General features: G+C 70.3%; 22 protein-coding genes and 3 pseudogenes. 11 read left to right on the top strand and 14 right to left on the bottom strand.

Annotated features, from left to right (window positions below; translation table 11 throughout):
* Positions 1-79 precede the first annotated feature (79 nt).
* The 5 genes from ACZ3YO_RS17020 (at position 80) to ACZ3YO_RS17040 (ending at position 3,829) form a co-directional block, all read left to right on the top strand.
* Positions 80-1,108: a homoserine dehydrogenase gene (locus ACZ3YO_RS17020; RefSeq protein WP_465569808.1), complete on the top strand. Its 1,029-nt coding sequence runs from the start codon at positions 80-82 to the stop codon at positions 1,106-1,108.
* A gap of 107 nt (positions 1,109-1,215) precedes the next feature.
* Positions 1,216-1,845, top strand: coding sequence for an RNA polymerase sigma factor (locus tag ACZ3YO_RS17025; RefSeq protein ID WP_465569810.1), 630 nt, complete (start codon positions 1,216-1,218; stop codon positions 1,843-1,845).
* Positions 1,842-2,903 carry a CU044_5270 family protein gene (locus ACZ3YO_RS17030; RefSeq protein ID WP_465569812.1) on the top strand — a complete coding sequence of 354 codons (1,062 nt, stop codon included), beginning with the start codon at positions 1,842-1,844 and terminating at the stop codon, positions 2,901-2,903. The genes ACZ3YO_RS17025 and ACZ3YO_RS17030 overlap by 4 nt, the downstream gene beginning before the upstream one ends.
* Positions 2,904-3,084: 181 nt before the next feature.
* Positions 3,085-3,216: a hypothetical protein gene (locus tag ACZ3YO_RS17035; RefSeq protein ID WP_465569814.1), complete on the top strand. Its 132-nt coding sequence runs from the start codon at positions 3,085-3,087 to the stop codon at positions 3,214-3,216.
* 7 nt (positions 3,217-3,223) lie between these two features.
* Positions 3,224-3,829: a cyclic-phosphate processing receiver domain-containing protein gene (locus ACZ3YO_RS17040; protein WP_465569816.1), complete on the top strand. Its 606-nt coding sequence runs from the start codon at positions 3,224-3,226 to the stop codon at positions 3,827-3,829.
* On the opposite strand, the gene ACZ3YO_RS17045 is transcribed toward ACZ3YO_RS17040, so the two are convergent.
* Entirely contained in the window at positions 3,739-4,098 is a 360-nt protein-coding gene (locus ACZ3YO_RS17045) for a DoxX family protein (RefSeq protein WP_465569817.1), read from the bottom strand. The two genes, ACZ3YO_RS17040 and ACZ3YO_RS17045, sit on opposite strands and share 91 nt — an antisense overlap.
* Positions 4,099-4,286: 188 nt before the next feature.
* On the bottom strand, positions 4,287-4,781 hold the full coding sequence (locus ACZ3YO_RS17050; protein WP_465569818.1) for a cupin domain-containing protein: 495 nt from the start codon (positions 4,779-4,781) through the stop codon (positions 4,287-4,289).
* An 81-nt stretch (positions 4,782-4,862) separates the two neighbouring features.
* Here ACZ3YO_RS17050 and ACZ3YO_RS17055 point away from each other — a divergent pair, with 81 nt between their 5' ends.
* Complete coding sequence (locus ACZ3YO_RS17055) at positions 4,863-5,714, top strand: LysR family transcriptional regulator (protein WP_465569820.1); 852 nt, start codon at positions 4,863-4,865, stop codon at positions 5,712-5,714.
* 109 nt (positions 5,715-5,823) lie between these two features.
* On the opposite strand, the pseudogene ACZ3YO_RS17060 reads toward ACZ3YO_RS17055, so the two are convergent.
* Positions 5,824-6,246, bottom strand: a pseudogene (locus ACZ3YO_RS17060) (SDR family NAD(P)-dependent oxidoreductase); the annotation flags it as partial.
* A 56-nt stretch (positions 6,247-6,302) separates the two neighbouring features.
* Between ACZ3YO_RS17060 and ACZ3YO_RS17065 the strand changes: the two are divergent.
* A complete protein-coding gene (locus tag ACZ3YO_RS17065; protein WP_465569821.1) occupies positions 6,303-7,274 on the top strand; it encodes an ArsR/SmtB family transcription factor in 972 nt (323 codons plus the stop codon).
* Between the two features lie 449 nt (positions 7,275-7,723).
* Here the strand turns inward: ACZ3YO_RS17065 and ACZ3YO_RS17070 are convergent, their stop codons facing one another.
* Together ACZ3YO_RS17070 and ACZ3YO_RS17075 are read right to left on the bottom strand one after the other, a co-directional pair.
* Positions 7,724-8,143: a hypothetical protein gene (locus tag ACZ3YO_RS17070; RefSeq protein ID WP_465569822.1), complete on the bottom strand. Its 420-nt coding sequence runs from the start codon at positions 8,141-8,143 to the stop codon at positions 7,724-7,726.
* Positions 8,144-8,762: 619 nt separating this feature from the next.
* Positions 8,763-9,143: a hypothetical protein gene (locus ACZ3YO_RS17075; protein ID WP_465570127.1), complete on the bottom strand. Its 381-nt coding sequence runs from the start codon at positions 9,141-9,143 to the stop codon at positions 8,763-8,765.
* Between the two features lie 464 nt (positions 9,144-9,607).
* Between ACZ3YO_RS17075 and thpR the strand changes: the two genes are divergently transcribed.
* A complete protein-coding gene (gene thpR, locus ACZ3YO_RS17080) occupies positions 9,608-10,225 on the top strand; it encodes an RNA 2',3'-cyclic phosphodiesterase (protein ID WP_465569824.1) in 618 nt (205 codons plus the stop codon).
* Between the two features lie 143 nt (positions 10,226-10,368).
* On the opposite strand, the gene ACZ3YO_RS17085 is transcribed toward thpR, so the two are convergent.
* The 3 genes and pseudogenes from ACZ3YO_RS17085 to ACZ3YO_RS17095 form a co-directional block, all read right to left on the bottom strand.
* Positions 10,369-11,286 carry an undecaprenyl-diphosphate phosphatase gene (locus tag ACZ3YO_RS17085; protein ID WP_465569825.1) on the bottom strand — a complete coding sequence of 306 codons (918 nt, stop codon included), beginning with the start codon at positions 11,284-11,286 and terminating at the stop codon, positions 10,369-10,371.
* A gap of 345 nt (positions 11,287-11,631) precedes the next feature.
* A pseudogene (locus ACZ3YO_RS17090) lies at positions 11,632-11,819 on the bottom strand (sigma factor); the annotation flags it as partial.
* A gap of 703 nt (positions 11,820-12,522) precedes the next feature.
* Positions 12,523-12,810 (bottom strand): hypothetical protein, encoded by a 288-nt coding sequence (locus ACZ3YO_RS17095; RefSeq protein ID WP_465569827.1) that lies wholly within the window; start codon positions 12,808-12,810, stop codon positions 12,523-12,525.
* A gap of 133 nt (positions 12,811-12,943) precedes the next feature.
* Here ACZ3YO_RS17095 and ACZ3YO_RS17100 point away from each other — a divergent pair, with 133 nt between their 5' ends.
* Positions 12,944-13,537, top strand: coding sequence for a hypothetical protein (locus ACZ3YO_RS17100; protein WP_465569828.1), 594 nt, complete (start codon positions 12,944-12,946; stop codon positions 13,535-13,537).
* Positions 13,538-14,482: 945 nt separating this feature from the next.
* On the opposite strand, the gene ACZ3YO_RS17105 is transcribed toward ACZ3YO_RS17100, so the two are convergent.
* The 3 genes and pseudogenes from ACZ3YO_RS17105 to ACZ3YO_RS17115 form a co-directional block, all read right to left on the bottom strand.
* Positions 14,483-14,851, bottom strand: a complete 369-nt coding sequence (locus tag ACZ3YO_RS17105; protein WP_465569830.1) for a hypothetical protein — start codon at positions 14,849-14,851, stop codon at positions 14,483-14,485.
* A 19-nt stretch (positions 14,852-14,870) separates the two neighbouring features.
* Positions 14,871-15,161, bottom strand: coding sequence for a transposase (locus ACZ3YO_RS17110; RefSeq protein WP_465570129.1), 291 nt, complete (start codon positions 15,159-15,161; stop codon positions 14,871-14,873).
* Between the two features lie 187 nt (positions 15,162-15,348).
* Positions 15,349-17,053 (bottom strand): annotated as a pseudogene (locus ACZ3YO_RS17115) (LysR family transcriptional regulator).
* Positions 17,054-17,789: 736 nt separating this feature from the next.
* Between ACZ3YO_RS17115 and ACZ3YO_RS17120 the strand changes: the two are divergent.
* Complete coding sequence (locus tag ACZ3YO_RS17120; protein ID WP_465569832.1) at positions 17,790-17,915, top strand: hypothetical protein; 126 nt, start codon at positions 17,790-17,792, stop codon at positions 17,913-17,915.
* 164 nt (positions 17,916-18,079) lie between these two features.
* On the opposite strand, the gene ACZ3YO_RS17125 is transcribed toward ACZ3YO_RS17120, so the two are convergent.
* From ACZ3YO_RS17125 to ACZ3YO_RS17135, 3 genes are all read right to left on the bottom strand, one after another.
* Complete coding sequence (locus tag ACZ3YO_RS17125; RefSeq protein ID WP_465569834.1) at positions 18,080-18,676, bottom strand: NADPH-dependent F420 reductase; 597 nt, start codon at positions 18,674-18,676, stop codon at positions 18,080-18,082.
* A 49-nt stretch (positions 18,677-18,725) separates the two neighbouring features.
* The gene (locus tag ACZ3YO_RS17130; protein WP_465569835.1) at positions 18,726-19,559 is read right to left on the bottom strand and encodes an inositol monophosphatase family protein; all 834 of its coding nucleotides are present in this window, start codon (positions 19,557-19,559) and stop codon (positions 18,726-18,728) included.
* A 608-nt stretch (positions 19,560-20,167) separates the two neighbouring features.
* A complete protein-coding gene (locus ACZ3YO_RS17135; protein WP_465569836.1) occupies positions 20,168-21,088 on the bottom strand; it encodes a LysR family transcriptional regulator in 921 nt (306 codons plus the stop codon).
* Between the two features lie 433 nt (positions 21,089-21,521).
* Here ACZ3YO_RS17135 and ACZ3YO_RS17140 point away from each other — a divergent pair, with 433 nt between their 5' ends.
* Positions 21,522-22,061 (top strand): hypothetical protein, encoded by a 540-nt coding sequence (locus ACZ3YO_RS17140; protein WP_465569838.1) that lies wholly within the window; start codon positions 21,522-21,524, stop codon positions 22,059-22,061.
* Positions 22,062-22,156 lie beyond the last annotated feature (95 nt).

Consider the following 22,156-nt stretch of genomic DNA (forward strand, 5'->3'; position numbering starts at 1 on the left):
GATCGGCCGACGGTTCACCTGTCGGGCCGACGGTTCACCTGTCGAGGGTGTGCACAGCCGAAGAAGGAGACGCTCCGCCGTGACACCTGCCGTTGTGCCGAATTCACCGGACGACGTCGCGGTGGTGCTGTCGGGCTACGGCCCGGTCGGCCGCGCCTACGCCGACCTGCTGCGCACGCGGGGCGATGAAATCGCCCACCGGTACGGCGTCCGGCTGCGGCTCGGCGCCGTCCGGACCGGCTCGGCACACTGCCTGCCGCGCCCGGGCGATCCGGTACCGCCGCGTCCGGCCTGGGGGCCGCCGGTGGCGCTGGAGCAGAGCCTCGACCGGAGCGGCGCACGTGTGCTGGTGCAGGCGCTGCCTTCCTCACCGGCGGTGCGGCGGCAGGCCGCCGCAGAGGCCGTTGTGGCCCTAGGCCGCGGGGTCCACGTGGTCACTGCCGCCAAGGGGCACCTGCTCACCCACTGGCGCGCACTTGGCGAGGCCGCGCAGGCCGGCCGCAGCCTGATCAGGATCTCCGGGGCCACCGGGGCCGCGCTGCCGGCGGCCGACCTGGCGCGGGCGGGTGTTCGCGGTCTCGGGTGTGAATCCGTCCGGGCGTGCCCCAACGGGACCGCCACCTTCGTCCTCGACCGGCTGGCGGCGGGGGAGTCCCTGGCCGAGGCGGTCGGCGAGGCGCAGCGGCGAGGCATCGCCGAGGCCGACCCCTCGGCCGATCTCTCCGGTGAGGACGCGGCCACCAAGGTGCGGCTGCTCGCGGCCCTGTTGTGGGGGTGGGAGCCGTCGGCCGTGCGGGTGCGGACGGAGCCGGTGGACGGGCGCACCGTGCAGGTGGCCCTGGCAGCGGCTGCGCGGGGCAACAGGCTGCGGGCGGTGGCGGGCGCGAGCGTCGACGAGCCCTTGGTGGTCCGCGTCAGGCTGGAGGAGACCGCGCCGGGTGATCCGCTCCATGCGCTTTCCGGTCCGGAGAAGGCTGTCGTCTACGGCTGCCCGGAAGCGGGGGACGTCACCGTGAGCGGTGGCCGTTCGAGCCCGGTCGGTGCGGCCCTCGCGATGCTCAAGGACACCCTCGACGTGACGACGGCCGGCCGCTTCGGGTTCGGCTGAGGGCTGCTCGGCGGACCGGGCGGGCGAGCAGTCGGCCGCCCTGACCGTGACACAGCTCACTGGAACTGTTCCGTGCCGGCCGGACAACCACAGGCGTGGACTTTTCGATGCACGAACGGATCAGAGCCGGGGATCCCCGCGCCTTCCGGCAGTTGTTCCAGGAGCACGCGCAGGCGGTCCGCCGGCACGCGATCCGGGTGAGTGGTGACCGTGCCGGCGCCGAGGACGTCATGGCGGTGGTCTTCCTTGAGGCATGGCGTCTGCGGGGCAAGCTCCGCGACGAGGGGACCACACCTCGGCCCTGGCTGATGGGCATCACCGTCAACGTGCTGCGCAACCGCGCCCGGGCGGCCCGTCGGCATGCGGCCGCCCTCGCCCGCATGCCGGCGCCCGAACCCGCCCCGGACTTCGCCGACGAGCTGGTCGGCCGCCTCGCCGACCACGATCAACTCCTGGCGGCCAAAGCCGCGCTGGAGAAACTCCGCCGTGGGGAGCGCGAGGTGTTCTCCCTGTGCGTGTGGGCCGGCCTCAGCTATCCCGAGGCCGCCGAGGCGCTGGGCATCCCGGTCGGCACCGTCCGTTCCAGGCTCTCCAGGGCCCGCACCCGGCTGCGTGCCCTGGCCGACAAGGAACTCCGGCAGGCTTCGAGAATTCGTCCGGAACCCCTGCGGGCAGCCGGACAAGTACAGGGTGGCCGGATGGTTCCGGCCCGGTCGCACAAGGAGTGGAACAGATGACCAGCACCCCGAAGCGGCGGCAGTCGCTCGACCACACGGAGCTGAGGCACCTGCTGCCCGCGGCCGAAGCAGCTGCCGCCCCGCTCGGCCGGCAGCGCCAGATCGAGGAGTTCCTGATGAACGAGATCGCCCGCACACCCGAAGCCGCAGTGCCGGTCCGCCCGGCGGCCAGGAGCCGTCGTCGGCTGCTGATCGCCGTGCCCGCCACGCTGGCGACCCTCGCCGTGGCCGCCACCGTGGCGGTCCTCACGCCCGGCGACCAGGGAGCGGCCCGCGCGCGGAGCGAGCGCGTCGCCGCCCCCGTCGTCCCGGTCACGGTCGGCTCCGTCACCGGCCTGGCCGGCGCGGTGGAGCGGATCTCCCAGGCCGCGCAGGCCACGCCCGACCTCGTCCTGCGCCCGGGCCAGTACGTCTACATCGAGAGCACCGTGTCCCACCTCGCGAGCACCGTCGACGCCGACAGCGGCACGGTGAAGTCCTGGGTCGACAAGCCCCACCAGCGGCAGGTGTGGCACTCGGCCGACGGCCGCAGCGGCTGGCTCACCGAGGAGGGCAAGACCCCGGAAGGCGGCACGGCGTTCAACTCGGGTACCGGCGCCGCCCTCAACGGCCCCTCCTACGACTACCTGCGCACCCTGCCCACCGACCCGCAGGAACTGCTGCGGAAGATCTACGCCGAGACGAAGGGAGCCGGCAGCGGGCCGGACCAGGAGGCCTTCGTCACCATCGGCGACCTGATCCGCGAACAGGCCGTGCCCGGCACGCTCGCCGCCGCGCTCTACCAGGCCGCAGCCCGTATCCCCGGCGTCGTCCTGGTCGACAGTGCCACCGACGCCGCCGGGCGCACCGGCATCGCCATCGCCCGCACCAACACCTCCAGCGGCTCCCGCGACGAGATCATCTTCGACCGCACCTCGTACGCCTTCCTGGGCGAGCGCAGCGTCCAGGTCACCGAGGTCTCCGGGGTCAAGCCCGGCACCGTCACCGCCAACACCGCCGTCCTCAAGCGCGCCGCCACCGACGCCCCGGGCATCCGGCCCGGCACCGCACAGGCCTGACCACCCCGCCCGCCGCCCCGGCCTCATCCCCGGGGGCGGCGGGCGCACGGGATCCGATACCTCGTCAGGAACCGCTGCTGCGGTCCCCAGCGGGTAGGGTTCGGCGGCGCGGCGCGGCGGTACGACAAGGTGGCCGCGACAACCCGTTCGCCGGCCCCGGTCAGGCCGCACCTGATCAGCGGTGAGGTGGATACGCGTCAGTGAGCAGGGACCGGACGGCGCCGAGCCGGCCTTCGAGGTGCCCCACGACCTGCGTGCCGAGCAGCTGTTCCTCGGCACGACGGTGCCCGCCGTAGCCGCTCTACTGCGATGATGATCGGGTGAACGAGGACCCATCCGCGCCGACGCCCGTCATCCTCGGCATTGACGACCTCCGACCGCTCCCCAGAGCCACTCGGATCGCCCGCACCAGCCGCGAAGGTATTCAGCTCTTGCAAGAGCACCGCGCCGGCTTCATCGACGAACTCTGGCTCGACCACGATGCATCCGGGTCGACCAGTCCCCGCAACCCGGGCAACTGTGCCCCGCGGCCGAAACTTGGGCCTTCGCGTTCACCGGCTCGACGTTCACCTCGACCGACAGCACAGCGATACCCGCGATCGACGGAAACAGCAGTCCCTCCAGGCGTGGCACCGGATCGTCCACTTTCCGGCACTGTCGGCCACCTCGGCCCGGCCGCTGGCGATTTACAGGCAGCCTTCCGCCGCCGACCGCACCACCCGATCGTCACTCACCGTGCGCAGGCCGCGGATTTGAGCCAGAACCTGAGAAGTGACAGCGGCTGTGTGGCGGCTGGCCCAGCAGTCGCCTCCGCCGATCGAGGACTGATCCACGATCACGGTCTGATGGCCAACCAGGCGGTCACGGCCGCGGTGGCGGCGAGCCCGACATTGAGTGTGATCCGCCGGTCTTCGCCGGTCAGGTGAACGGCGATCGCACCGGTCTGCAGGAGGACGAAGCCGATGGCTGCGGCCGGCGCCAGCCAGGGAGCGGTGTCGGTCAGCGGTGGCAGGATCAGACCGGTCGCGCCGAGTATTTCGATCGTCCCCAGCGCCCGGAGGGCAGGCAAGGGCGTGCGGTCGACCCAAGCCATCATCGGTCGGAGTTGATCGCGGCTGCGGATCACCTTCAGCGTGCCTGCGTAGAAGTAGAAGAGCGCGAGCAGTCCCGCGACGATCCCATAGGCGATGTTCATGGTTCCCGTTCATGGGCCCCCGGGTTCGCGGGGGCCCGTCGATTGCGTCGATTGCGTCGATTGCCAGGGAAGCCCCTGGAGAAGGCCGGTCCGTCGTCCGAGGAGTTTGGACACGAAAGGTGGGAGCGCCACGGCCTCACCGGACGGAAGTCGAAAAAAGGCGGCCGGGCCGCTCCGTTCCGTCGGCTTCAGGCGACGTCGGTGGCGGGCCGTGTCGCGTAGCGGCTCATCGTGTCGATGTTGGCCTGTGGCGTCAGCGGCCGGCTGCCGGCGAGCGCCTCCTGGAGGTCTCGGAAGTACTGCATGTACAGGTCGGGGGTGAAGGTGCTGAGCATGACAGCGGGTTCGTCGGTCAGGTTGGCGAAGGTGTGCGGGGTACCGGGCGGAACCATCACGAGCGTGCCCGTGGTGGCGTCGTGGTCCTCCTCTCCGACGGTGAACCGCACGGTGCCGGAGAGGACGTAGAAGCCCTCGTCGTGTCGGGCATGGCGGTGCTGAGGCGGTCCCTGGGTGTGCGGGGCGAGGACGGACTCGGCGATCGCGAGGCGGTGGCCGGTGTGGCTGCCGTCCTCCAGAACGCGCATGCGCGTGGTGCCCAGAACGATCGTCTCGCCGTCTCGGGGACCCACCACCGATATGGCGGGGTCGGCCTGTGGCTGGCTGGTCTTCGCTTCTTCGGTCATGTTCACGAGTGCACCGCCGGGAGCCCGCCGGTGTCCAAGACCCATTCCGCGGCGCCGATACCTCGTGGGTATATTTGCAGCGTGGAGCTACGGACCTTGCGCTACTTCGTGGCGGTCGCCGAGGAACTCCACTTCGGCCGGGCCGCCACCCGACTGCATATGAGTCAGCCGCCGCTGAGCCGGGCGATCAAGCAGCTGGAGGCCGAGGTCGGGGCTCTGCTCCTCGCCCGCTCGACCACCGGCGTCACGCTCACTCCGGTGGGCACGGTGCTGCTCGACGAGGCGCGAGCCCTAATCGAGCACGCCGACCGCGTCCGGGTGCGCGTGAGCGCGGCAGCCGGCCTCGCGACCATCACCGTCGGCATCCTGGGCGACGGCACCGACCCGGGAGTGGCCAGGCTGGCTGCGGCCTACCGCCGAAACCACCCCGGCGTCGACATCCGCATCCGCGACACCGATCTGACCGACCCGACGTGCGGACTACGTGCCGGACTGGTCGACGTCGCCCTCACCCGGGCGCCGTTCAACGAGACCGCCCTGACGGTGCGTGCGCTGCGGACCGATCCGGTCGGCGTGGTCCTGCGTGCCGACGACCCGCTGGCCCGCAGCGACCGGCTGCGGCTGGCAGAGCTGCGCGACCGCCGCTGGTTCCAGTTCCCGCAGGGTACCGACCACATCTGGCAGTCGTACTGGAACGGTGGCAGGCCGCGTGAGGGACCAGTGGTGCGCGGCGTCCAGGAATGTCTGCAGGCTGTGCTGTGGAACGGCACTGTCGGCCTGGCCCCACTCGGACACGACCTGCCCGCAGAGTTGACCGTGGTGCCGCTGATCGACATGGCGCCGAGCCGAGTGGTGGCGGTGTACAACCAAGGGGACACCAACCCGTTGATCCGATCATTCATCGAGATCGCGACAGCCGCGTACCGCCACTGAGCACGGGCGACGGCGCTGCCGCGACTCGTAAACGATTCGAACGCTGCAGCCCTCGTGACCGCCTCCCGAATTGGGGAACATCTGTTGTCGCTTCTCGGGTTCCGGCTCAAACGATCCGTCCCCAGCCGGCGGCGGTCATGTACGGGGTCACGGCCCGGGTGAGGAAGAACGCCCCGCGCAGACTGACCCCCACGACCGCGTCCCACTGCTGGGTGCTGGTCTCCTCGACGCCGAGGTTGGGGCCGCCGATGCCGGCGTTGTTGACCAGCACGGTCGGTGGTCCCAACTCGGCGGCGATCCGGGCGACGGCGGAGGCCACGGCCGTCTCGTCGTCGACGTCGGAGCCGAACGCCGCCACCGTTCCGCCGCTGTCCGTGATGGCGTCGACGGTGTCGGCGCAGTCGGCCTCGTACAGGTCGACCACCGCGACTGCCATTCCGTCGTGCGCGAGTCGTTTGGCGACTGCGGCGCCGATGCCGCGGGCCGCTCCGGTGACGATCGCTACGCGCTGCGTGGGGGCTTCATGTGTCATGGGGGAGAGTCCACCCCACACGCATTTCGCCGCCAATCAATGTAGCCTACAGCTTAATGATCACTTTCCGGCTCGGCGTCGAGGATCTGGCCGACACGCGCTTCGCCCTCTCCCCGCTGAACGAGACCGTGTTCAGCCTCCGGGTGCTGCGCGAGCCGGGACTGTCCGCACTGCACCTGCCGTGGCGCCGGTCGGTGCTGGGCAGGCTGGGCGCGCTCGACACCCGGCTGCTGATGTCCCTGGTCGCGACGAGGCGCACCCTTCCCGACTTCGTGACGCCGAGGCCGGAGAGCTTCGCGCCGGCCTTCGAGGACGAGCTGGCCGTCGTCCGCCGGACGCCCCCCGACCTGGTCCGCCGGGACCTGCTGGTCACCCACGAGCCGGACCCGCTCCCCGACGCCGTGCGCGACGCGACCGGCGACGACGCGGCCGTCGTGGCGCTGCGTGACGCGATCTGCGAAGTCCTGCGGCAGTACTGGGAAGTCGCCGTCAGACCGGTGTGGCCGCAACTGCGCCTGCTGCTGGAGGCCGACATGACGTACCGCGCGAGGCAGCTGGCCGTGGGGGGTGCCCGCTTGCTGTTCGCCGACATGCACCCGAACCTGCGCTGGCACGACGGCGTGCTGCACATCGACCGGATGATCAGCCGGCACCACGTCACGGCGTCCGGCCAAGGACTGCTGCTCCTGCCGTCCGTGTTCGCCCACAAGCCCGCGCCCCCGGTCAGCCCGGACCGGCCACCCACGGTGGCTTACCCCAGCAGGGGAGTGGCGACGCTCTGGGCCCCGGCCCCCATGGCCGACGCAGCCGCTCTGGCCTCCCTGCTCGGCGCGCCCCGGGCGGGACTGCTCCGCCTGCTCGAAGAACCGCTGCCCACGGTCGAGATCGCCCGCCGCCTCAGGGTCACCCCGAGCGCCGTGTCCCAGCACCTGCGCGTGCTGCACGCCACCGGTCTCGTCACCCGGGCGCGCGACGGGCGCCACGTCCTGTACCGTCGCAGCCCGCTCGGCGACCAACTGACGGGGTAGCGGCGGCGCCCGGGGCGGGGGCAGCCAAGGATGGAATACTCGCTGCGTGAACTTCGCGAGCAGCTGATCTTCCTGATCGAGGCCGAACTCCTCGTAGAGACCGACTCCCAGAGCCGACGTGTCCCCGCGCGACGTAGCCGGCGCACCGGGGACAGCCTGACCCCGCGACGCGTCTGTGTGTACGGCCGCCCGCCACGTGTGGCCGTCGTCGCACACCGCGCACCGCGCACCCGGAACACCCGCCGGTGCGAGCCGGGCCCGATGGTCGCCCTGTCCAGGCTCTCGTTCAGGCCGGTGTGTCACCGGGCAGCGATCAGTGGGTGCTCCTCGATGAGGGAGCGCGTGCGACGGGTCGTGATCGTGAACCGTGCGAGGGCACGCTCACCTCACGTCAGCCCAGCATGCGGTGGCGGTGAACAGGACGATCGCCGCGTTCGTCCTCGCTCGGACTACGAGCCCTTGGGGACGCCCGGGTACCACTCGCTCCAGCCGTCCCACGGGGTGAGGGTCCGGGACCAGGTCACGTTGTTGCTGTCGACGGAACTGATGGTGAAGTTGAAGTCGCCCTGGTGGTTGAGGACCTTCACCTGCCGGACGAAGGGGCCGCCGCCGAGGGAGCCCCATGCTCCGTTGTCGTCGTTGATCCACACCGCGTGGTCCAGGCCGATCACGAAGCGGGCCTCGCCCTTCGACGTCTTCATGATGGTCTCGCCGGAGCCGTAGGCGAACCCGCAGTAGAAGAGCCCGCCCCGGTTGGAGCAGGTCTTCCCGACGACGACCGGCTTGTCCGATGCCCCAGCGGCGGGGGCGGCGGCCAGTACGGCGGCCAGTGCCGATGCGACTGCGACCGCACCTCGGATCTTGTTCATGGTTCTCTTCTCTTGCTCTTGGCAGGGCTGCGCGCCGGAGATGGTGATCCGGGCACGAACCACCCTGTCGTCCTTGCAGACGCTTGGTCAAGATCCCGCCGTGACAACGGCGCGAGCCCGGGCAGTGCACTGCCCGATCGTGCAGGCCGGCCTCGTTCACGAGATCTCGTGAACGAAGCCACGGCTTCGACCGTCGAACGCGAACGGCAGGCGCCAGAGGCACGATGGCAAACAGCCAGGGGTCCGACCTGGGCGGAGCGGATGGCCCACCTGGGGACCGGCTGCGCGGCGTCACCGACCGTCGGGGACGGATGAAGCGTCTTGAATCGCGTGGGCCGATCTTCCTTGCCCGGCGGGCGCAGGGGATCGGCCTGAAGTAGTGACCGACGGTCACCCTCGCGAGGGCATCGAGTCCTCCGCCGGAAGGGCGGCCGCCGCGGCTCCGGGCGAGCTTCGATGGCAGGGATGGCTGCTACGAGCCGGGCGAACAGCTGCTTCGCCGGCACCAGCCGTACCCCGGAAGGCTGACCGACATCACGCTTTCAAGTTCGGTAGCTCGTCATACCCGGGAAGGAAGGTCAGGTCACCGAAACCGGCCGGTTCCGACTACCGCGTCACGTCACAGTTCGCCGGAGACGAGCCACCGCCAGCGTCGGCGCTCCGTGACCAGGGTCGCGGCGGCCAGCAGGGTTACGGGGCCGGCCGCCCACACGGGCCAGGCCAGCCATGAGGAAACCACGGCCGCGGCGAGCTGGAGCAGCACCAGGAGGATCGTGACGAAGCCCGGTACTGCGATGATCACCTGCGCTTTGTCACCGGGAGTGGAGAAGCACGTGGGAAGGCCGACCAGGAGCACCACGGACAGAGCGGCGAGCCACCAGGAGTGGCCGGCCAGCGCCCAGGGTGTCGCCACCCAGGCGACGAGTTCCACCGCGAAGCGCAGAACGGACGCGGCGCGGTCGTCCGGTCGAGCCGAAAGCGGTTCCCCCGCAGTATTGATCACCTGTGGACGGTTTCATCGCCCGTACCCAACGGTCAAGTGCCTGAGCACCGTTGCTCGCCAAGCAGGCTTCTTCCTGTGCTCTGTGCCCTGTGCAGCTGGCTGCCGCGCGGCCCGGCTGACGCAACCCGCAGGACGAGGACCGGCTGCTGTTCGCCGGCGAGATCGGCACGGCCCGGCTGTGGCCGCGACCGGCGGCACCGGCCGACCCTGGAACCGTGGGCACGGCGCAACAGGACAGGCCGGTAGTGCGGTCGACGGGTCGGTGGACGGCCTTCGGGTGCCCGGCCGGGCGCTTCCCGGCGCTGTGGTCCGGGTTGCTCCTGGGCCTGGGCGTCGGCGCTGTGCCCCGGGGCGGCGCGGCGGCCGCTGCGGGGTAGCGGGGTAGCGGCCGCTGATCAGGGCGGCGGCCCCGGCGGCCCCGGCGAGCGCGGGCGGCGTGCCCTCGGCTAACCTCCCCCCTCGTGGACGATCACCCCGAGCCCTCGACCCTGCGCGTCTTCGTGGCGCTGGCTCCGCCCGACGACGCCAAGGACGAACTGGCCCGGGCCCTGCAGCCCGCCTACGCCATGTACCCGCGGCTGCGGTGGAACCGGATCGAGGACTGGCACATCACCCTGGCTTTCCTCGGCGAGCTGCCGTCCACGGCAGTGCCGCTGCTGCGGTCGGCGCTGGCCGGTCCGACGGCGTCGCGCCCCGCCCTGCACCTGGGCCTGCGGGGCGGCGGCCACTTCGACCAGCGGCTGCTGTGGAGCGGGATCGACGGCGACCTGGAGGGACTGCACCTGCTCGCCGCCGACGTCCGGGATCTGGTCAGGTCCTGCGGGATCGAGTTCAGCGATCGCCCGCTGCGCCCCCATCTGACCCTGGCACGGTCCCGCCGCGACGATCCCACCAGCGTGCCGCAGGCCGCGGCCGGGCTCACCGGGTTCGTGGGCCGGCCGTGGCAGGCCGAGCGTCTCCACCTTGTCGGCAGCAACATCGGCCGTGGCCCCGGGCCGATCCGCTACCGCGACATCGATGCGTGGCGATTCGGTCCTGCCGTCCGGGCCGGGGGCGGCGGCGCTCCCACCGGGCCGTAGCCGGCAGGCGAGTGCCTGCGGTGGGTGGGTGGTTGTGTCGGTCCGTTGGTGACGGAACCCCGGGTGGGGGGTGCTGCGCCGGGCCGGGTCGGGCCGTGAGGCCCGAACCTCGCGGCCGGCTGCTCCTCCGTTCGAGGCGGAGCTCAGAACGTGAGGTAGACCAGCCCGCCGAGCCCGGCCAGCGAGCAGTACCAGGCGAACGGTTTCAGCGTGTGCGTCTTGAAGTACTTGCTGAGGAAGTGGACGGCCGCGTACCCGCCGACGAAGGCCAGGACGCTCGCCACCGGGACCTGTGCCCCGAGGTCGGCGCCGTCCGCGTCGATCAGCGAGGGCAGTTCGAACAGGGCGGCGGACCCGATCACGGGCGCGGTGAGGAGGAACGCGAAGCGGGCCGAGTCCTCGTGGGACAGGCCGTTGAGGACACCGGCGCCGATGGTGATCCCCGTGCGGCTGATCCCGGGCAGGAAGGCGGTGATCTGCGCCGCCCCGATGCAGACCGCCTGCCAGAAGCTCAGCTGGACGATTCGACGGTCCGACTGTCCCTCGGCGGAGAGGTCCTTGTCGCCCGGGGCGACGTACGGCTGCGCCCGCCGTCGGCCGGAACCGTCGCGCCGGAGCAACTCGACACCGAACAGCAGGAGGCCGTTCACGGTGAGGAAAACGGTGGCGGGGACGGGCCTGCCCAGCGTCGCCTTGAACACCCCGCTGATGGCCAGCCCGGCGACACCGACGGGCGTGGCCCCCGCGATGACCAGCCAGGCGAGGCGCTGGTCCGGTTCGCGGATCAGCCGCCGGCGGACCGAACTGAACAGGCCACGCGTGATCCGAGCCCAATCCTGCCGAAACCTGATCACCAGAGCCAGCGTGGTGGCCAGGCGAAGCCCGACCAGGACGGCCAGGTACGGGGAGCCCGGCGCGGACACGTCGAGGTCGTGCCGCCAGCGCCCGCCGACCAGCGCGGGCAGCAGGATGCTGTGGCCGAGGCTGGAGACCGGGAACAGTTCGGTGACACCTTGGAGCAGGCCGACACCGACGGCCTCGGGATAGGTCAGGACGGACATCTTCGACGATGACTTTCACAATCGGCGGGAGGTCCGTGCAGGGCCTCCGCACGAGGGTGACGCCGCTTCCCCCGTCCCTCGGGCGGAGCGAGACTACTACAAGATGATCTATGTATTCCGCCAGCTCCCCTACGTTTGGTCCCCGACCGGTAACCAAGCCGAATGAACCGACGGACCGTCACGAAAGACCGGGGCCAAGCCCGCTGCGCCCTCGGCGAGCGGTTCGGCGGTTCGGCGCCCTCCGACCGGCACGGCGGAAAGACGCCCCCCGGGCACCCCGGTCGACCGACCCAATGCGCCGGTCGATCCGAGAGTATGTCGGGTCGACCGGCCGTTTCGTTCAGGCTGCCGCGTCCGGGACATCGCGTACCAACGGGTGTAGGTCTCCTGGACGACGTCCTCCGCGTCGGCCAGGGAGCGAGCAGTCGGTAGGCGAGATTGAGCAGCTGTCGCCGCTCGCTCGTGATCGTGTCCGGACCCGGGCCGTGTTGCTCCTCCGCCTGCCGCTGCGACTGTTCCCACGGCGTGGTCATACGCTCTCCGGCTCCCTCGTTCGCGGCCCCTCTCCCTTACGACAAATCAGAGCGGCGGAATGTGAGGTCGGCGGCTCGCCTCACATTCGGCGGGGCCGCGTTGTCGGACCGGGTGAAGGGGAACACGCCGGCCACAGGACAGGACGCCGAACGGTAAGAGCACCTCAGCGGCGTACCCGGCGGTCAGGGCGGCGGGCCAGAACCAGCGGCGCAGGCGCAGCTCCCCGAAGCGCCGTGTCGCCCAGCCGGTGGGGTGGCCGGTGGGGTGGGCGGTGCGGGTGGTCGGTGATGGTGTGGTGGCGGCCGGAGCTCCGCTCGGCCGCTCGGACGTGCTGGGTGCGCTGTGCTGCTGCATCGAACTCTGCTTCCTCCCCTGATGGTTCGGCTCCGCCGGGCACCCGGGCACGCGGGGCGTCGGAGGGCGTGCCGAACCGCGGCGCGGCCCGTGGCGGGGCGAGCCTCATGTCGTGTGACTGTGTATATTGCTGATCTACATATGCAGGTGAAGTGAGTCTGCGGGGAGGGGTCTGGCGAGAGCGGGCATTGGTTCCCCCGGAACACGGCTGCGGGCATGCCGCAGGAACATCTGGCTATGACTGTGGGAAAGCAGTGCGCGCCCCGGCGGCCCAGGCTGTCCGGGTGCCGTCGTCAGGGCGGCTCTGCTGCGACGCGAACAGGGAGACTGGTTTGTCGGCCTCGCCGCTCACTGTGGAAGTCCGACGCCCGACGCCCGACGTCCGGCGGTAGCCGCCCGACGCCCGGCGGTAGCCGCGCCGCGCGGTTCGCGGATCGCCACCACCTGCAGCATCAGCTCCAGGGCCTCCGCGTTGCGGCCCAGACCGGACAGGCATGCCGCCATGGCGTTGAAGGCGGACGCCTCGCGGTCGGTGTTGCCTTCGCGTTCGGCCGGCTCCAGAGCGAGGGCGGCGTGTTCGAGGCCCAGCCGGGGGTGTGTTGCAACGGTCGCCGGGCGGTTCGAACTCCACGACATAGTGCGCGCCTACGCCCTGGAGAATTCTTTTCCGACGCCCCGTCCGGAGCCCGGCGCACCGGCGACATCGCCGCGCAGGCCTGGCCGCGGGCGTGCGGTCGACGAAGATCATTCCGCGGCCTATGCTGTCGCGATGTTCGACACCACGCCCCCTACCCTGCTCTTCGTCATCGGCCCGGCGGCGGTCGGCAAGATGACGGTGGGCGGCGCCATAGCAGAGCGCACAGGGTTCAAGCTCTTCCACAACCACCTGACCATCGAGCCGCTGCTACGACTGTTCCCCTACGAGTCGTCTCAGTTCCAGCGCCTCAACCATGCTTTCCGTGAGCAGATCTTCGCCGAGGCCGCCGCGAGCGACCTGCCCGGGTTGGTGTTCACCCTCGTCTGGGACTTCGACGATCCGGAGGACGCCGCACTGGTGGAGCGTTATTCCGCCCCGTTCCGTGATCGCGGTTCGCGTGTGCTGTTCCTGGAGTTGTATGCCGACCAGAGCGTTCGGCTGGAACGCAACGCCGGTGAGTCCCGCCTGGCGGAAAAGGCCTCCAAGCGGGACCTCGCATGGTCCAACGCAAACCTGGTCGGCATGGACGCGAAGTATCGCCTCAACTCGGTCGACGACTTCGCCCATCGCCCCGGGGTGCACCTTTTGCTCGACAACACCCATCTCGGACCCGCCGAGGTTGCCGAGCGGGCCGTGGAACACTTCGGGCTCCGACCCCCCTCCTGACCGCCCGTATCCGGGGTTCTGGTGACCGCGGCCGCCGTGCCCGCCGGGCCGGCCCGCGCTGCCAGGACTGACCCGGCGGCACCCTGACGCGCAGCCCGCCGTGCCCTGCCGGGTAGCGTCCCGGCGGGGGAGGGCTGCGCCGCGGCGCCGGCCTCAGACGCCGCCCGCCGTCCTGGTGTGGGAGCCGGGTGCGGGCCTCGACCGGTACCGGGCCGGCAGTGCGGCCTGGCAGGGGGTGCGTAGGCGGCCAGGGCGGCGACGCGTTCGGCTTCCTCCGGCCGGCCCCGGCCCGGCCGGCCGCTCCTCGCTCAACCCCTGCCGGACGGATTCCAGGTCACCGCTCCAGGACCCCGGCGCCGCAGGCAGGCGTGCCGCTGGGCTGTTACGGCTACCAGCGCCCGCTGTCCCGGATCCGGGCCGGGTCCGGGCGCGTCGCCGCGAGGCCGGCATCGACGAGATCAGCGCCGCCAGCGGAATTGGGTACGGTGCTGATGGAGGTCGGCCGGACGGGCGAAGGCAGGTACCTGTGCCGCCGAGCCGTAGGTCTCCGCCGAACAGCTTGGCGAGCGGGAGGTCGAGGACGCGGCCCTGAGTGCGCTCGGCTACAGCCTCGCCCAGCTCGAGGAGCTCGGGGAGCGGTGGCGCGCCGTCTTGTTGGAGGGCGGCGACGAGACCGAGTACTTCCCGAGTCTGGCGGCTGCACGTTCTGACGAGTCCTACCGGACGGGCCGTCACCCCGATGACGCCTTTCGGATCACCGAGTCCGCGGTCGTCGTACTCGCCTCCGGATTCGTCGCTGTGAAGTTCCTCGGGCCGTTTGTGGAAGCCTTTGCCACAAAGTTGGGCGAACGGTTGGGCGAGTCGGCAGTGGCCGCTGCCGGACGGCTACGACTGCTGTGGAACCACAGGGACGGCCGCAGGGACCTGGATGTGCTCACGCCCGGTTCACAGCGGACGACCGCGGTTCCCGTCCGCACCGACCGTGAGCGCGTACTGCTTGCGCTCGCTCGTCTCCTTGGGCAGTCGGTCGTAGCGAACTGGCCGGCCGTAACGCCGGGCCCACTCGTCCGTCATCAAGGCGGACACCCAGTTCTCGTCCGCTGCGACCAGTTCCTCCAGGGCCGCGCGCAGGGTCTCGCCGACCAGCTCGATCCGGTCCAAGCGCCGCACCGCCGCCAGGACGTGGGTGGAGTCGGTCCGCTGTCGCCCGCGTCGTTTGACCAGCCCCGCCTCCGCCAGCCGTTCCACCATCACCGTCAGCAACCGGTCCGCCCGATCGCCCTCGGCCATCCGGTCACGGAACTCGCTGAGCACCGAGAAATCGAAGCCCGGATCATCCAACTCCAGCCCCAGGCAGTAATTTCCAGTCCAGACGACACCGGACGGCCTCGGCGGCCTGATGGTCGGTGAGGTTCTGCGCGTACTGCAGCACCGACACCAACGCCAGTCGCGCCGGTGACAGGCCGCGACGTCCGTCAGCGGGGTACCAGTCGGCGAAGTCATCGTCCGTGAACAGCCCATCCAGATGATCCCGCACCCACATCGCAGCCGTGCCCCGAGGATTGCTCGCCCGTGCCATCCGCGCGGTCGGCGGCGGGATCTCCCGCCCGGACCATGAACCCATCGCCACCACAGTCCACCCCTCTGACCAGCCCGATCTCCAGGCCAGGACAGCAGACAAGCACGGGCTCAATCAGCCGAAAGGCGGCAACATCACTCTCATCGGTGAAGATCACCAACAGCATCCGGAAAGTGATCCAGATCCTGAGAACGGGAGTCAACTGCCGCAGGCCTTCCCCCCGGCGTGTCCGTCACTGCCCGTTCCGGTTGGTGAGGGGCGGTTGAGAGGCGGCCGGTGGTGCGAATAGTGCCTGGGCGGTTTCGGTGGCCAGGTCTCGCAGCCAGCTGTGGGCGCGGTCGTCGTCGTAGCGCTGGTGCCACAGCAGGTACAGGGGGACCTCGGGCAGCGGGAGTGGCGGCGGCATTGTGGCCAGGCCGAGTTGTTCCCGGGCTGCGCGGGTGACCGCGTCGGGGAGGGTGACGACCAGGTCGGTGTCGAGGGCGAGTTGCAGTGCGAAGGCGGCGGAGGGCCCGGCGGCGACGACGCGTCGTTCGAGGCCGCGGGTGGTCAGAACGTCGTCGATCGGGTCGCGCAGGCTTCCGCGTCGCGAAACGGTGAGGTGTTCGGCGGCTGCGTAGCGCTCGATGCTCAGCGGGCCTTCGGTGAGGGTGGCCTGGTCGGACGGCGACGACCAGCCGGTCGCTGCCGATGAGGCGGTGGCGGATGTCGGGGAGCGTCGGAGCGCTGGAACTCGATTCGAGGTCGACCTCACCCCGGCGCAGCTCGGCGTCGTCCGTCCCGGGTTCGGCGGACAGGCGCAGCCGGACGCCGGGGGCTTGGCGGTGGACGGCGGTGATCAGGGCGGTGCCGCAGGCGGCGGTCAGGGCGTCGTGCCAGCGCACGGTGAACACCCGGTCCAGAGCCGCCAGGTCGAGTTGCTGCCGTGCGGACAGAAGGTGGTGGGCTTGCTGTACGAGGGCGTGGACCTGGGCGCGCATGGCCAGCGCGCGCGTGGTGGGGACCATGCTGCGGCCGCTGCGGACCAGGATCTGGTCGCCGGTGGCCTTGCGGATGCGGCCCAGGGAGCGGCTCATCGCCGGTGCGGTGACGTGGAGGCGGGCTGCGGCGCCGGCGACGCTGCCCTCTTCCAGCAGTGCGTCCAGGGCCGTGAGCAGGTTCAGATCCAGTTGCATGCCAGTAACTCTATAAGTGAATAGCATGCACTTATTGTTAATGATCGGGGGGCCTACCTTCGAAGTGCGGGTGCGAGACAAGCCGCCCAGGTCGTGCGTACCGCCTGGCGCGGGACACCTTTGCTTCGATGCGTATCCGTTGTAGACCAGCGTCAGGCACTTGGCGCAGCGACGCCAATTCGACTGGTGGTCGGCGGTATCGAGTGACCCCTCGGGTACGGCGAAGGAATCGTCGTACGGACTGTGTCCGGCAGGACTGCCGAAGCAGAGTCCGCCCCGGGTTGCCCGGAACGAGTTCGAAGAGGCCCTCGCACCGTGTGCAGCGCCGCCAGTTGGTTGACGACCCGGCGGCAGAATGTGAAACGTAGAAGTAGACACCGAGAGGGTTGTGGCTGCGGACGGTGCCGTCAGGTAGCACGCATGTGCCGATTCGGGGACTGAAAGATAGCGAGTCGTCAGCGGCTCTGACTGATCGGGCGTAGCGGTCGAGAGTAGGTAGGTGCCGAACTGAGGGTTCCCCGGCCGGGTCTGCCCCGAGTACTTGGGAGAGGCGACGCCGGCAAAGACGTGAACGCGGTCGTTCCAGGCGAATGCGCCACCAGGTCGCTCGAAGGACTTCAGAGCGCCGACCAGCGGCTCACCCCGGAATGGGTAGAACTGCCCGTTCTCTTTCGACCCGCTCTCGAGCACCGGAGTCAGTCTCAGGCCGCCGCCCACCTGCCGGCGCCGCTTCCCTCCGAGCAGAAGAACAGAGAGAAGCATTTGACGCAGTACCGCCACTTCGGCTGCTCTGTGCTCGCCGGACCGCCCTGCTGGTTGCTGTTGGGGAGATAGAACATCCAGCCGATCGCGGAATGCCCGCCGTGCGTATGGACGTGCGGTTCGCTCGTCCACGCGATGAGGTCGAGGTTGAGCCTCCCCTCATCGTACGGATGCGGATTGACATCGCCGAAGTAGATGTACGTCCGCCCGCCGAACCCGACACACACCTTCGTCGGTGCCGAGAACTCCCCACCTCATCGTGTCTTGCAGCGGCGGTGGATTCTGATCTGCAGGGCCCGTGAGCGGTCCGATGCGTACCGTGCTCAGCCAAGTCGGCATGCCGTCTCCTTGCAACCGGCCCAGGGCGGCGTCGTTCAGGCGAAGTATCCGTCTTGATGCCGGTTCAGGCATGGGATGCGGCTGCGGTGTTCATGGATCGGGCTGGAACGGAGGCAGGCACGGACTCCGGGTGATCATGAGGTGTCGAGTCCCTGACCACCGCAACGGAAGACCGTGCCTGCCCGAACATCATCGCCCATCCCCGCTGGCCTGGGCCAGCTCGCCGCCGCCCGGCCCGCCGCGCCCGGGGAACACCCACACCGGAGCAGGCCGATGCTCCCGCGATACCGCGCCACGTCCGCGAGCACTGGGGAATCGAGAACAAGATCCACCACGTACGCGACACCCCTTCGCCGAGGACGCCTCACGTGTGCGGACCGGCACAGCACCCCGGGCCATGGCAGCCCTGCGCAACCTGGCCATCGGCGCCCTCCGCCTCACCAACTGCGACAACATCGCCGCCGGCCTGCGCAAACACAGCCGAGGCGCCACCCGACCACTGGCCTCCCTCGGCATCACATGATCAAACCGGACGGACTGCCAGAAACGACGCCGCCCAGCCAGAGACCCCGATGCTCCCGCCGGGCATCGTGGAGATCAGCCGATCGATCTCGCTTGCGGCAGGGCCGGTGAGAAATGAATCCTGCCGCCTCTTGTGGTCGTCCCCGGCAGAGTTGGGTCGGGCTTTCAGCGGGTGATCGAGATGGCGAAGGGTGCGAACCCGCTGGATCGGATCACGTGGGGGACGAACAGGATCGCGGCCTCCGTGGCGCGGGCGGTCTCGATCCCTCCGAGGTCCGTGATCCACTCCTGCTGCCAGCCGAGCTCGGCGAGAAGCCCGCCTATGACCTGCTTGGCCTGCGGGTCCTCGCCGGACAGGAAGACCGTCGGCGTCTGGGAGAGCGCGGCGGGTGCGGTCATCACCGGGAAGAGCATGGTGTTGAGTGTCTTGACGACGCGCGTGTCGGGGAGCGCTACCTGGAGCTGCTCGGCCAGGCTCGAGCCGGGGTAGATCAGGTCGCCGGGCAGCCCGTCGGGGCCGTCGTGGGTGGCGTTGGAGACGTCGACGAGGATCTTGCCCTGCAGTTCCTGGCGCAGCGCGGTGAGCCGTTCCAGCGCGCCGGCACCCGGGGTGGCGTTGATGACGATCTGGGCGGTCCGGGCGGCGTCGGCGGCGGCGCCCGGCGCGCGGTCCACTGCGGTCACCTCGTGTCCGGCCCGGGTGAGGGCGGTGGCGAGGTTGCCGCCGACGCGGCCGTTTCCGAGAACTGCGATCGTGGTCATGCTGATGTGGTCCTTCCGGTGCTTGCGGTGCTCGTGGTGTTTGTGGGGGTCAGCGGGAGAGCGTGGTGACGGCTTCGGCGTGGACGCCGGGTGCGGCGGCCAGCAAGCTTTCGCTTCGCGGGGTCCAGGGGCGGCCCTGGGCGTCGGAGATCTGTCCGCCGGCCTCGCTGACGAGGAGCGCTCCGGGGAGCAGGTCGGCGCGGGCGCCGGCGTACTGCCAGAAGGCGTCGATCCGGCCGGCGGCCACGTTCACCAGATGCAGGGTGGCGGGCACGGAGGTGCGCACGACGAGTGCGCCGAGGAGCATCGCGGTGATGGAGGAGCCGATGCGCCGCACGATCTTCTCGTCCTCGTCGGGGCGGGCCTGGCTGGTGGCCACGATGCTCAGGCCGAGGTCGGTGGTGTGCGAGACGTGCAGCGGGCGGCCGTCGAGGTGGGCGCCGCCGCCGGTGAGTGCGGTGTAGGTCTGGCCGGTCAACGGCAGGTGGACCGCGGTGAGTACCGGCTGATTGTCGCGCACGAGGGTGGCGGTCACCGCCCAGTCCGGCAGGGCGTGCAGGTGGTTGACGTTACCTTCGGCCGGGTCCACGACCCACCACTCGCCGGCTGGCAAGGCCCCGCCCGCGAGCTCGTCCTCCACGAAGCGGGAGTCGGGGCGCAGGGCGGTGAGGGCGGGGCGCAGGATGTCGAGGGCGGCGTCGTCGTTGGCGGCGAGCGCCTGCATCAGCTCTTCGCGGGTCTGATAACGGACCACGTCTCCGAACCGCTCCCGCAGCACCGAACCCGCCGCGCGCACGGCGTCAGCGGTCTGGGCGAGCAGGTCGGCGTCGGACGCGGCGCCAGCGGTCGCAGCGATGTCGGTGGTCGGAAGCGACTCGGACATGGTGGTGCTCCCATTCGAGTAAGGGGTCGTCAGGCGGACCAGGCGAAACCGTCTTTCGCTCCCGCCCGCATCTCGAAGGTAGAAGAGCCGATCATTAACCTCAAGTGCATGTAAAGCACGGCTGAGATGATTCTCATGCAATTGAATGGAGGGGGCTCCTCGCTGTCGCAGACGGCCTGGGACGGCAGAGCGCCATCCGCGATGCGATCCGCCAACTTCGACACCGACGGCTTCGACTCGTCCTACCGAAGTACAAGGGCGGGCGGCCAGGACGTTCACGCCGCCCGAGCGCCGCGAGATCACGAAGATCGCCACCGGCGTATGCACCTCGCCCACCACCAGCCGCTTGGCATGCCGGCCCACGAGATCTGCAACATCCGTGATCGTCGGCCCTGGCCGACGTCCCCTGCGCCTTCCGGGAACTCGCCTTCTGGTGAGCACGCGCGGCCTGGGTTTCGCGCGGACGGCGGGCCGGCGCGCATGCAGGGGAACCGGCACCTGGTCTGCCTTCCCGCTGCTGCCACCGACGACGGGACAAAGCCGAGCGGCTTTACAGTCGCGATCCTCGCAATGGTCCCCAGGCCCATCGCGGTTGTGTTGACGGAACGCTACTGGTCAAAGGTGTGGGGGGTGGTGAACAGGTCCTGGAGGGTCTGTGTCGCTGTGTTGAGCAGCCAGGTGTGAGCGGGGTCGTCGTCGTAACGCTGGTGCCAGAGCAGATAGAGAGGTACGGGCGGCAGGTCGAATGGCAGCGGCAGCGTGGTCAGGCCCAGCTGGTCACGGGCGGAGCGGGTGACCGCGTCGGGGAGGGTGACCACGACTTCGGCGTCACGGGCGAGCTGCAGCGCGGTGTCCGTCGCGGGGGCGGAGACGATGACACGGCGCTCGTGGCCGAGGGTGGCGAGGAGCTCGTCGACCCGGTCGCGCAGGCTTCCATGCCGGGAGACGGCCACGTGATCGGCCGCCGCGTACCGCTCGACGGTCACCGGCCCTTCGGTGAGCGGATGACCCGCCCGGACAGCGAGGATGATCCTGTCCTGGCCGATGAGGCGGTGACGGATGGCGGGCTGAGACGGCGGGCTGGCACTTGAGGCCACATCGACCTCCCCGCGACGCAGCTCAGGGGTGTCGTGGCCGGGTTCGACCGTGAGACGCATCCTCACCCCCGGGGCCTGGCGGCGCACCGCGGCGACGAGGGCCGTCCCGCAGGCAGTGGTCAGGGCGTCGTGCAAGCGGACGGTAAACACCCGCTCCAGGCCCGCCAGGTCGAGGTCGGCATGGGCGGACAGCAACTGGTGAGCTTGCTGTACCAGAGCGTGGACCTCGGTGCGCATGGCCAGGGCACGGGGGGTGGGCGTCATGTGGCGTCCGGTGCGAACCAGGATCTGGTCGCCGGTGGCCTTGCGGATCCGGCCCAGCGAGCGGCTCATCGCCGGTGCGGTGACGTGAAGCCGGGCTGCGGCCCCGGCCACGCTGCCTTCTTCCAGCAGCGCGTCCAGAGCGGTGAGCAGATTCAGATCCAGTTGCATGACGGGAACTATACAAGTGAAACCCATGCACCTATTGCTAACGATGAGGGCTTCTGCCTTCGAGATGAGAGGCCGGGAATACCATCCGACACCGTCCCGCTCTTATCAGATTCAGGGAGCCCGCTATGACCCCCACCATGCCTTTCGACGCTGACCCGACGTTTCCTGTCCGCGGTGGCCACCGTGTTGAAGGAGGCCGCAGCCGCTGCGGAAGCGCTATACACCCCGGCCGGGGGTGAGCCTGCAGGAGTCGTCGGGAAGGCCAGCACGAACGACGACGCGATCCTTGCCTAGCCGACGGCCCACGGTCACAGCTCGAACTCCCGGGCCCTGGACCGCCGGTCAGCGTTCGTCACAGCCCCGCCAGAGGGCACAGCGCGGCGCTACGTTCAGTCCATGGCCAGAACCTCCCCCAGCCCCGCCCGACCAGCGGTTGATCGACCCAGCGGCGCAGCACGGCGCCCGGGTGTCGGCGCGCCATCTTGAGCGCTGGCGCAGCCGTCCGTACCCGCTGCTCCCCTCCAACCAGCGGAACTACCCCGGCAGGCCTGTCGGCGGCAGCTCCTCGACGGCCGATGACCGGCTGGTCGACCTGGTCGTCTGGCTTGCCTGCAACCGGCGGCCGGGCGCCGACCGTGCCTACCTCGCTTTGCGGGCCTTCGGCGCCGGGTTGCCTGTGCCGGAGGAAGCCGTCCGCGACGCCTTCGTCCGCGTGGCACAGGAGATGGCGGACGAGTTGCGCCGCGGGTTCGGGCCCCTGCCCGAGGATGGGGACCTCGAGGAGTGGGTGTACGACGGCGCCGACATGCTGGCCGGCAGCCGAGAACGCCGCCCAACCGCGGTGGAACGGCGCATCCGAGCGATCGACCAGCAGGTCCAGGCCCGCGACATCCTCTACTCGGATTCCGCGGTGGCTCCGGGTTCCGCGGTGGCCCCGGGCGGCGCCGCCGAGTCCGATCCTGACGGCGAGTAGACGGCCGGCCCCGAGGGGAACGACCACCGGCGCCCGGCCGGGCTCACCCGCGAAGTCCCTTGCCGACGAGGTCGGTGAGCCGCTCGACGACGTCC

This window comes from Kitasatospora sp. NPDC022785 (assembly GCF_055561295.1).

What these genes read in the sequence shown, in the direction of transcription:
- ACZ3YO_RS17025 (WP_465569810.1), top strand. Translation starts at nt 1,216, where the DNA reads ATGCACGAACGGATCAGAGCCGGGGATCCCCGCGCCTTCCGGCAGTTG.
- ACZ3YO_RS17030 (WP_465569812.1), top strand. Translation starts at nt 1,842, where the DNA reads ATGACCAGCACCCCGAAGCGGCGGCAGTCGCTCGACCACACGGAGCTG.
- ACZ3YO_RS17045 (WP_465569817.1), bottom strand. Translation starts at nt 4,098, where the DNA reads ATGAACATCGCCTATGGGATCGTCGCGGGACTGCTCGCGCTCTTCTAC.
- ACZ3YO_RS17050 (WP_465569818.1), bottom strand. Translation starts at nt 4,781, where the DNA reads ATGACCGAAGAAGCGAAGACCAGCCAGCCACAGGCCGACCCCGCCATA.
- ACZ3YO_RS17065 (WP_465569821.1), top strand. Translation starts at nt 6,303, where the DNA reads ATGATCACTTTCCGGCTCGGCGTCGAGGATCTGGCCGACACGCGCTTC.
- ACZ3YO_RS17070 (WP_465569822.1), bottom strand. Translation starts at nt 8,143, where the DNA reads ATGAACAAGATCCGAGGTGCGGTCGCAGTCGCATCGGCACTGGCCGCC.
- ACZ3YO_RS17085 (WP_465569825.1), bottom strand. Translation starts at nt 11,286, where the DNA reads ATGTCCGTCCTGACCTATCCCGAGGCCGTCGGTGTCGGCCTGCTCCAA.
- ACZ3YO_RS17095 (WP_465569827.1), bottom strand. Translation starts at nt 12,810, where the DNA reads ATGTCGTGGAGTTCGAACCGCCCGGCGACCGTTGCAACACACCCCCGG.
- ACZ3YO_RS17100 (WP_465569828.1), top strand. Translation starts at nt 12,944, where the DNA reads ATGTTCGACACCACGCCCCCTACCCTGCTCTTCGTCATCGGCCCGGCG.
- ACZ3YO_RS17110 (WP_465570129.1), bottom strand. Translation starts at nt 15,161, where the DNA reads ATGGGTTCATGGTCCGGGCGGGAGATCCCGCCGCCGACCGCGCGGATG.
- ACZ3YO_RS17120 (WP_465569832.1), top strand. Translation starts at nt 17,790, where the DNA reads ATGGCAGCCCTGCGCAACCTGGCCATCGGCGCCCTCCGCCTCACCAAC.
- ACZ3YO_RS17125 (WP_465569834.1), bottom strand. Translation starts at nt 18,676, where the DNA reads ATGACCACGATCGCAGTTCTCGGAAACGGCCGCGTCGGCGGCAACCTC.
- ACZ3YO_RS17130 (WP_465569835.1), bottom strand. Translation starts at nt 19,559, where the DNA reads ATGTCCGAGTCGCTTCCGACCACCGACATCGCTGCGACCGCTGGCGCC.
- ACZ3YO_RS17135 (WP_465569836.1), bottom strand. Translation starts at nt 21,088, where the DNA reads ATGCAACTGGATCTGAATCTGCTCACCGCTCTGGACGCGCTGCTGGAA.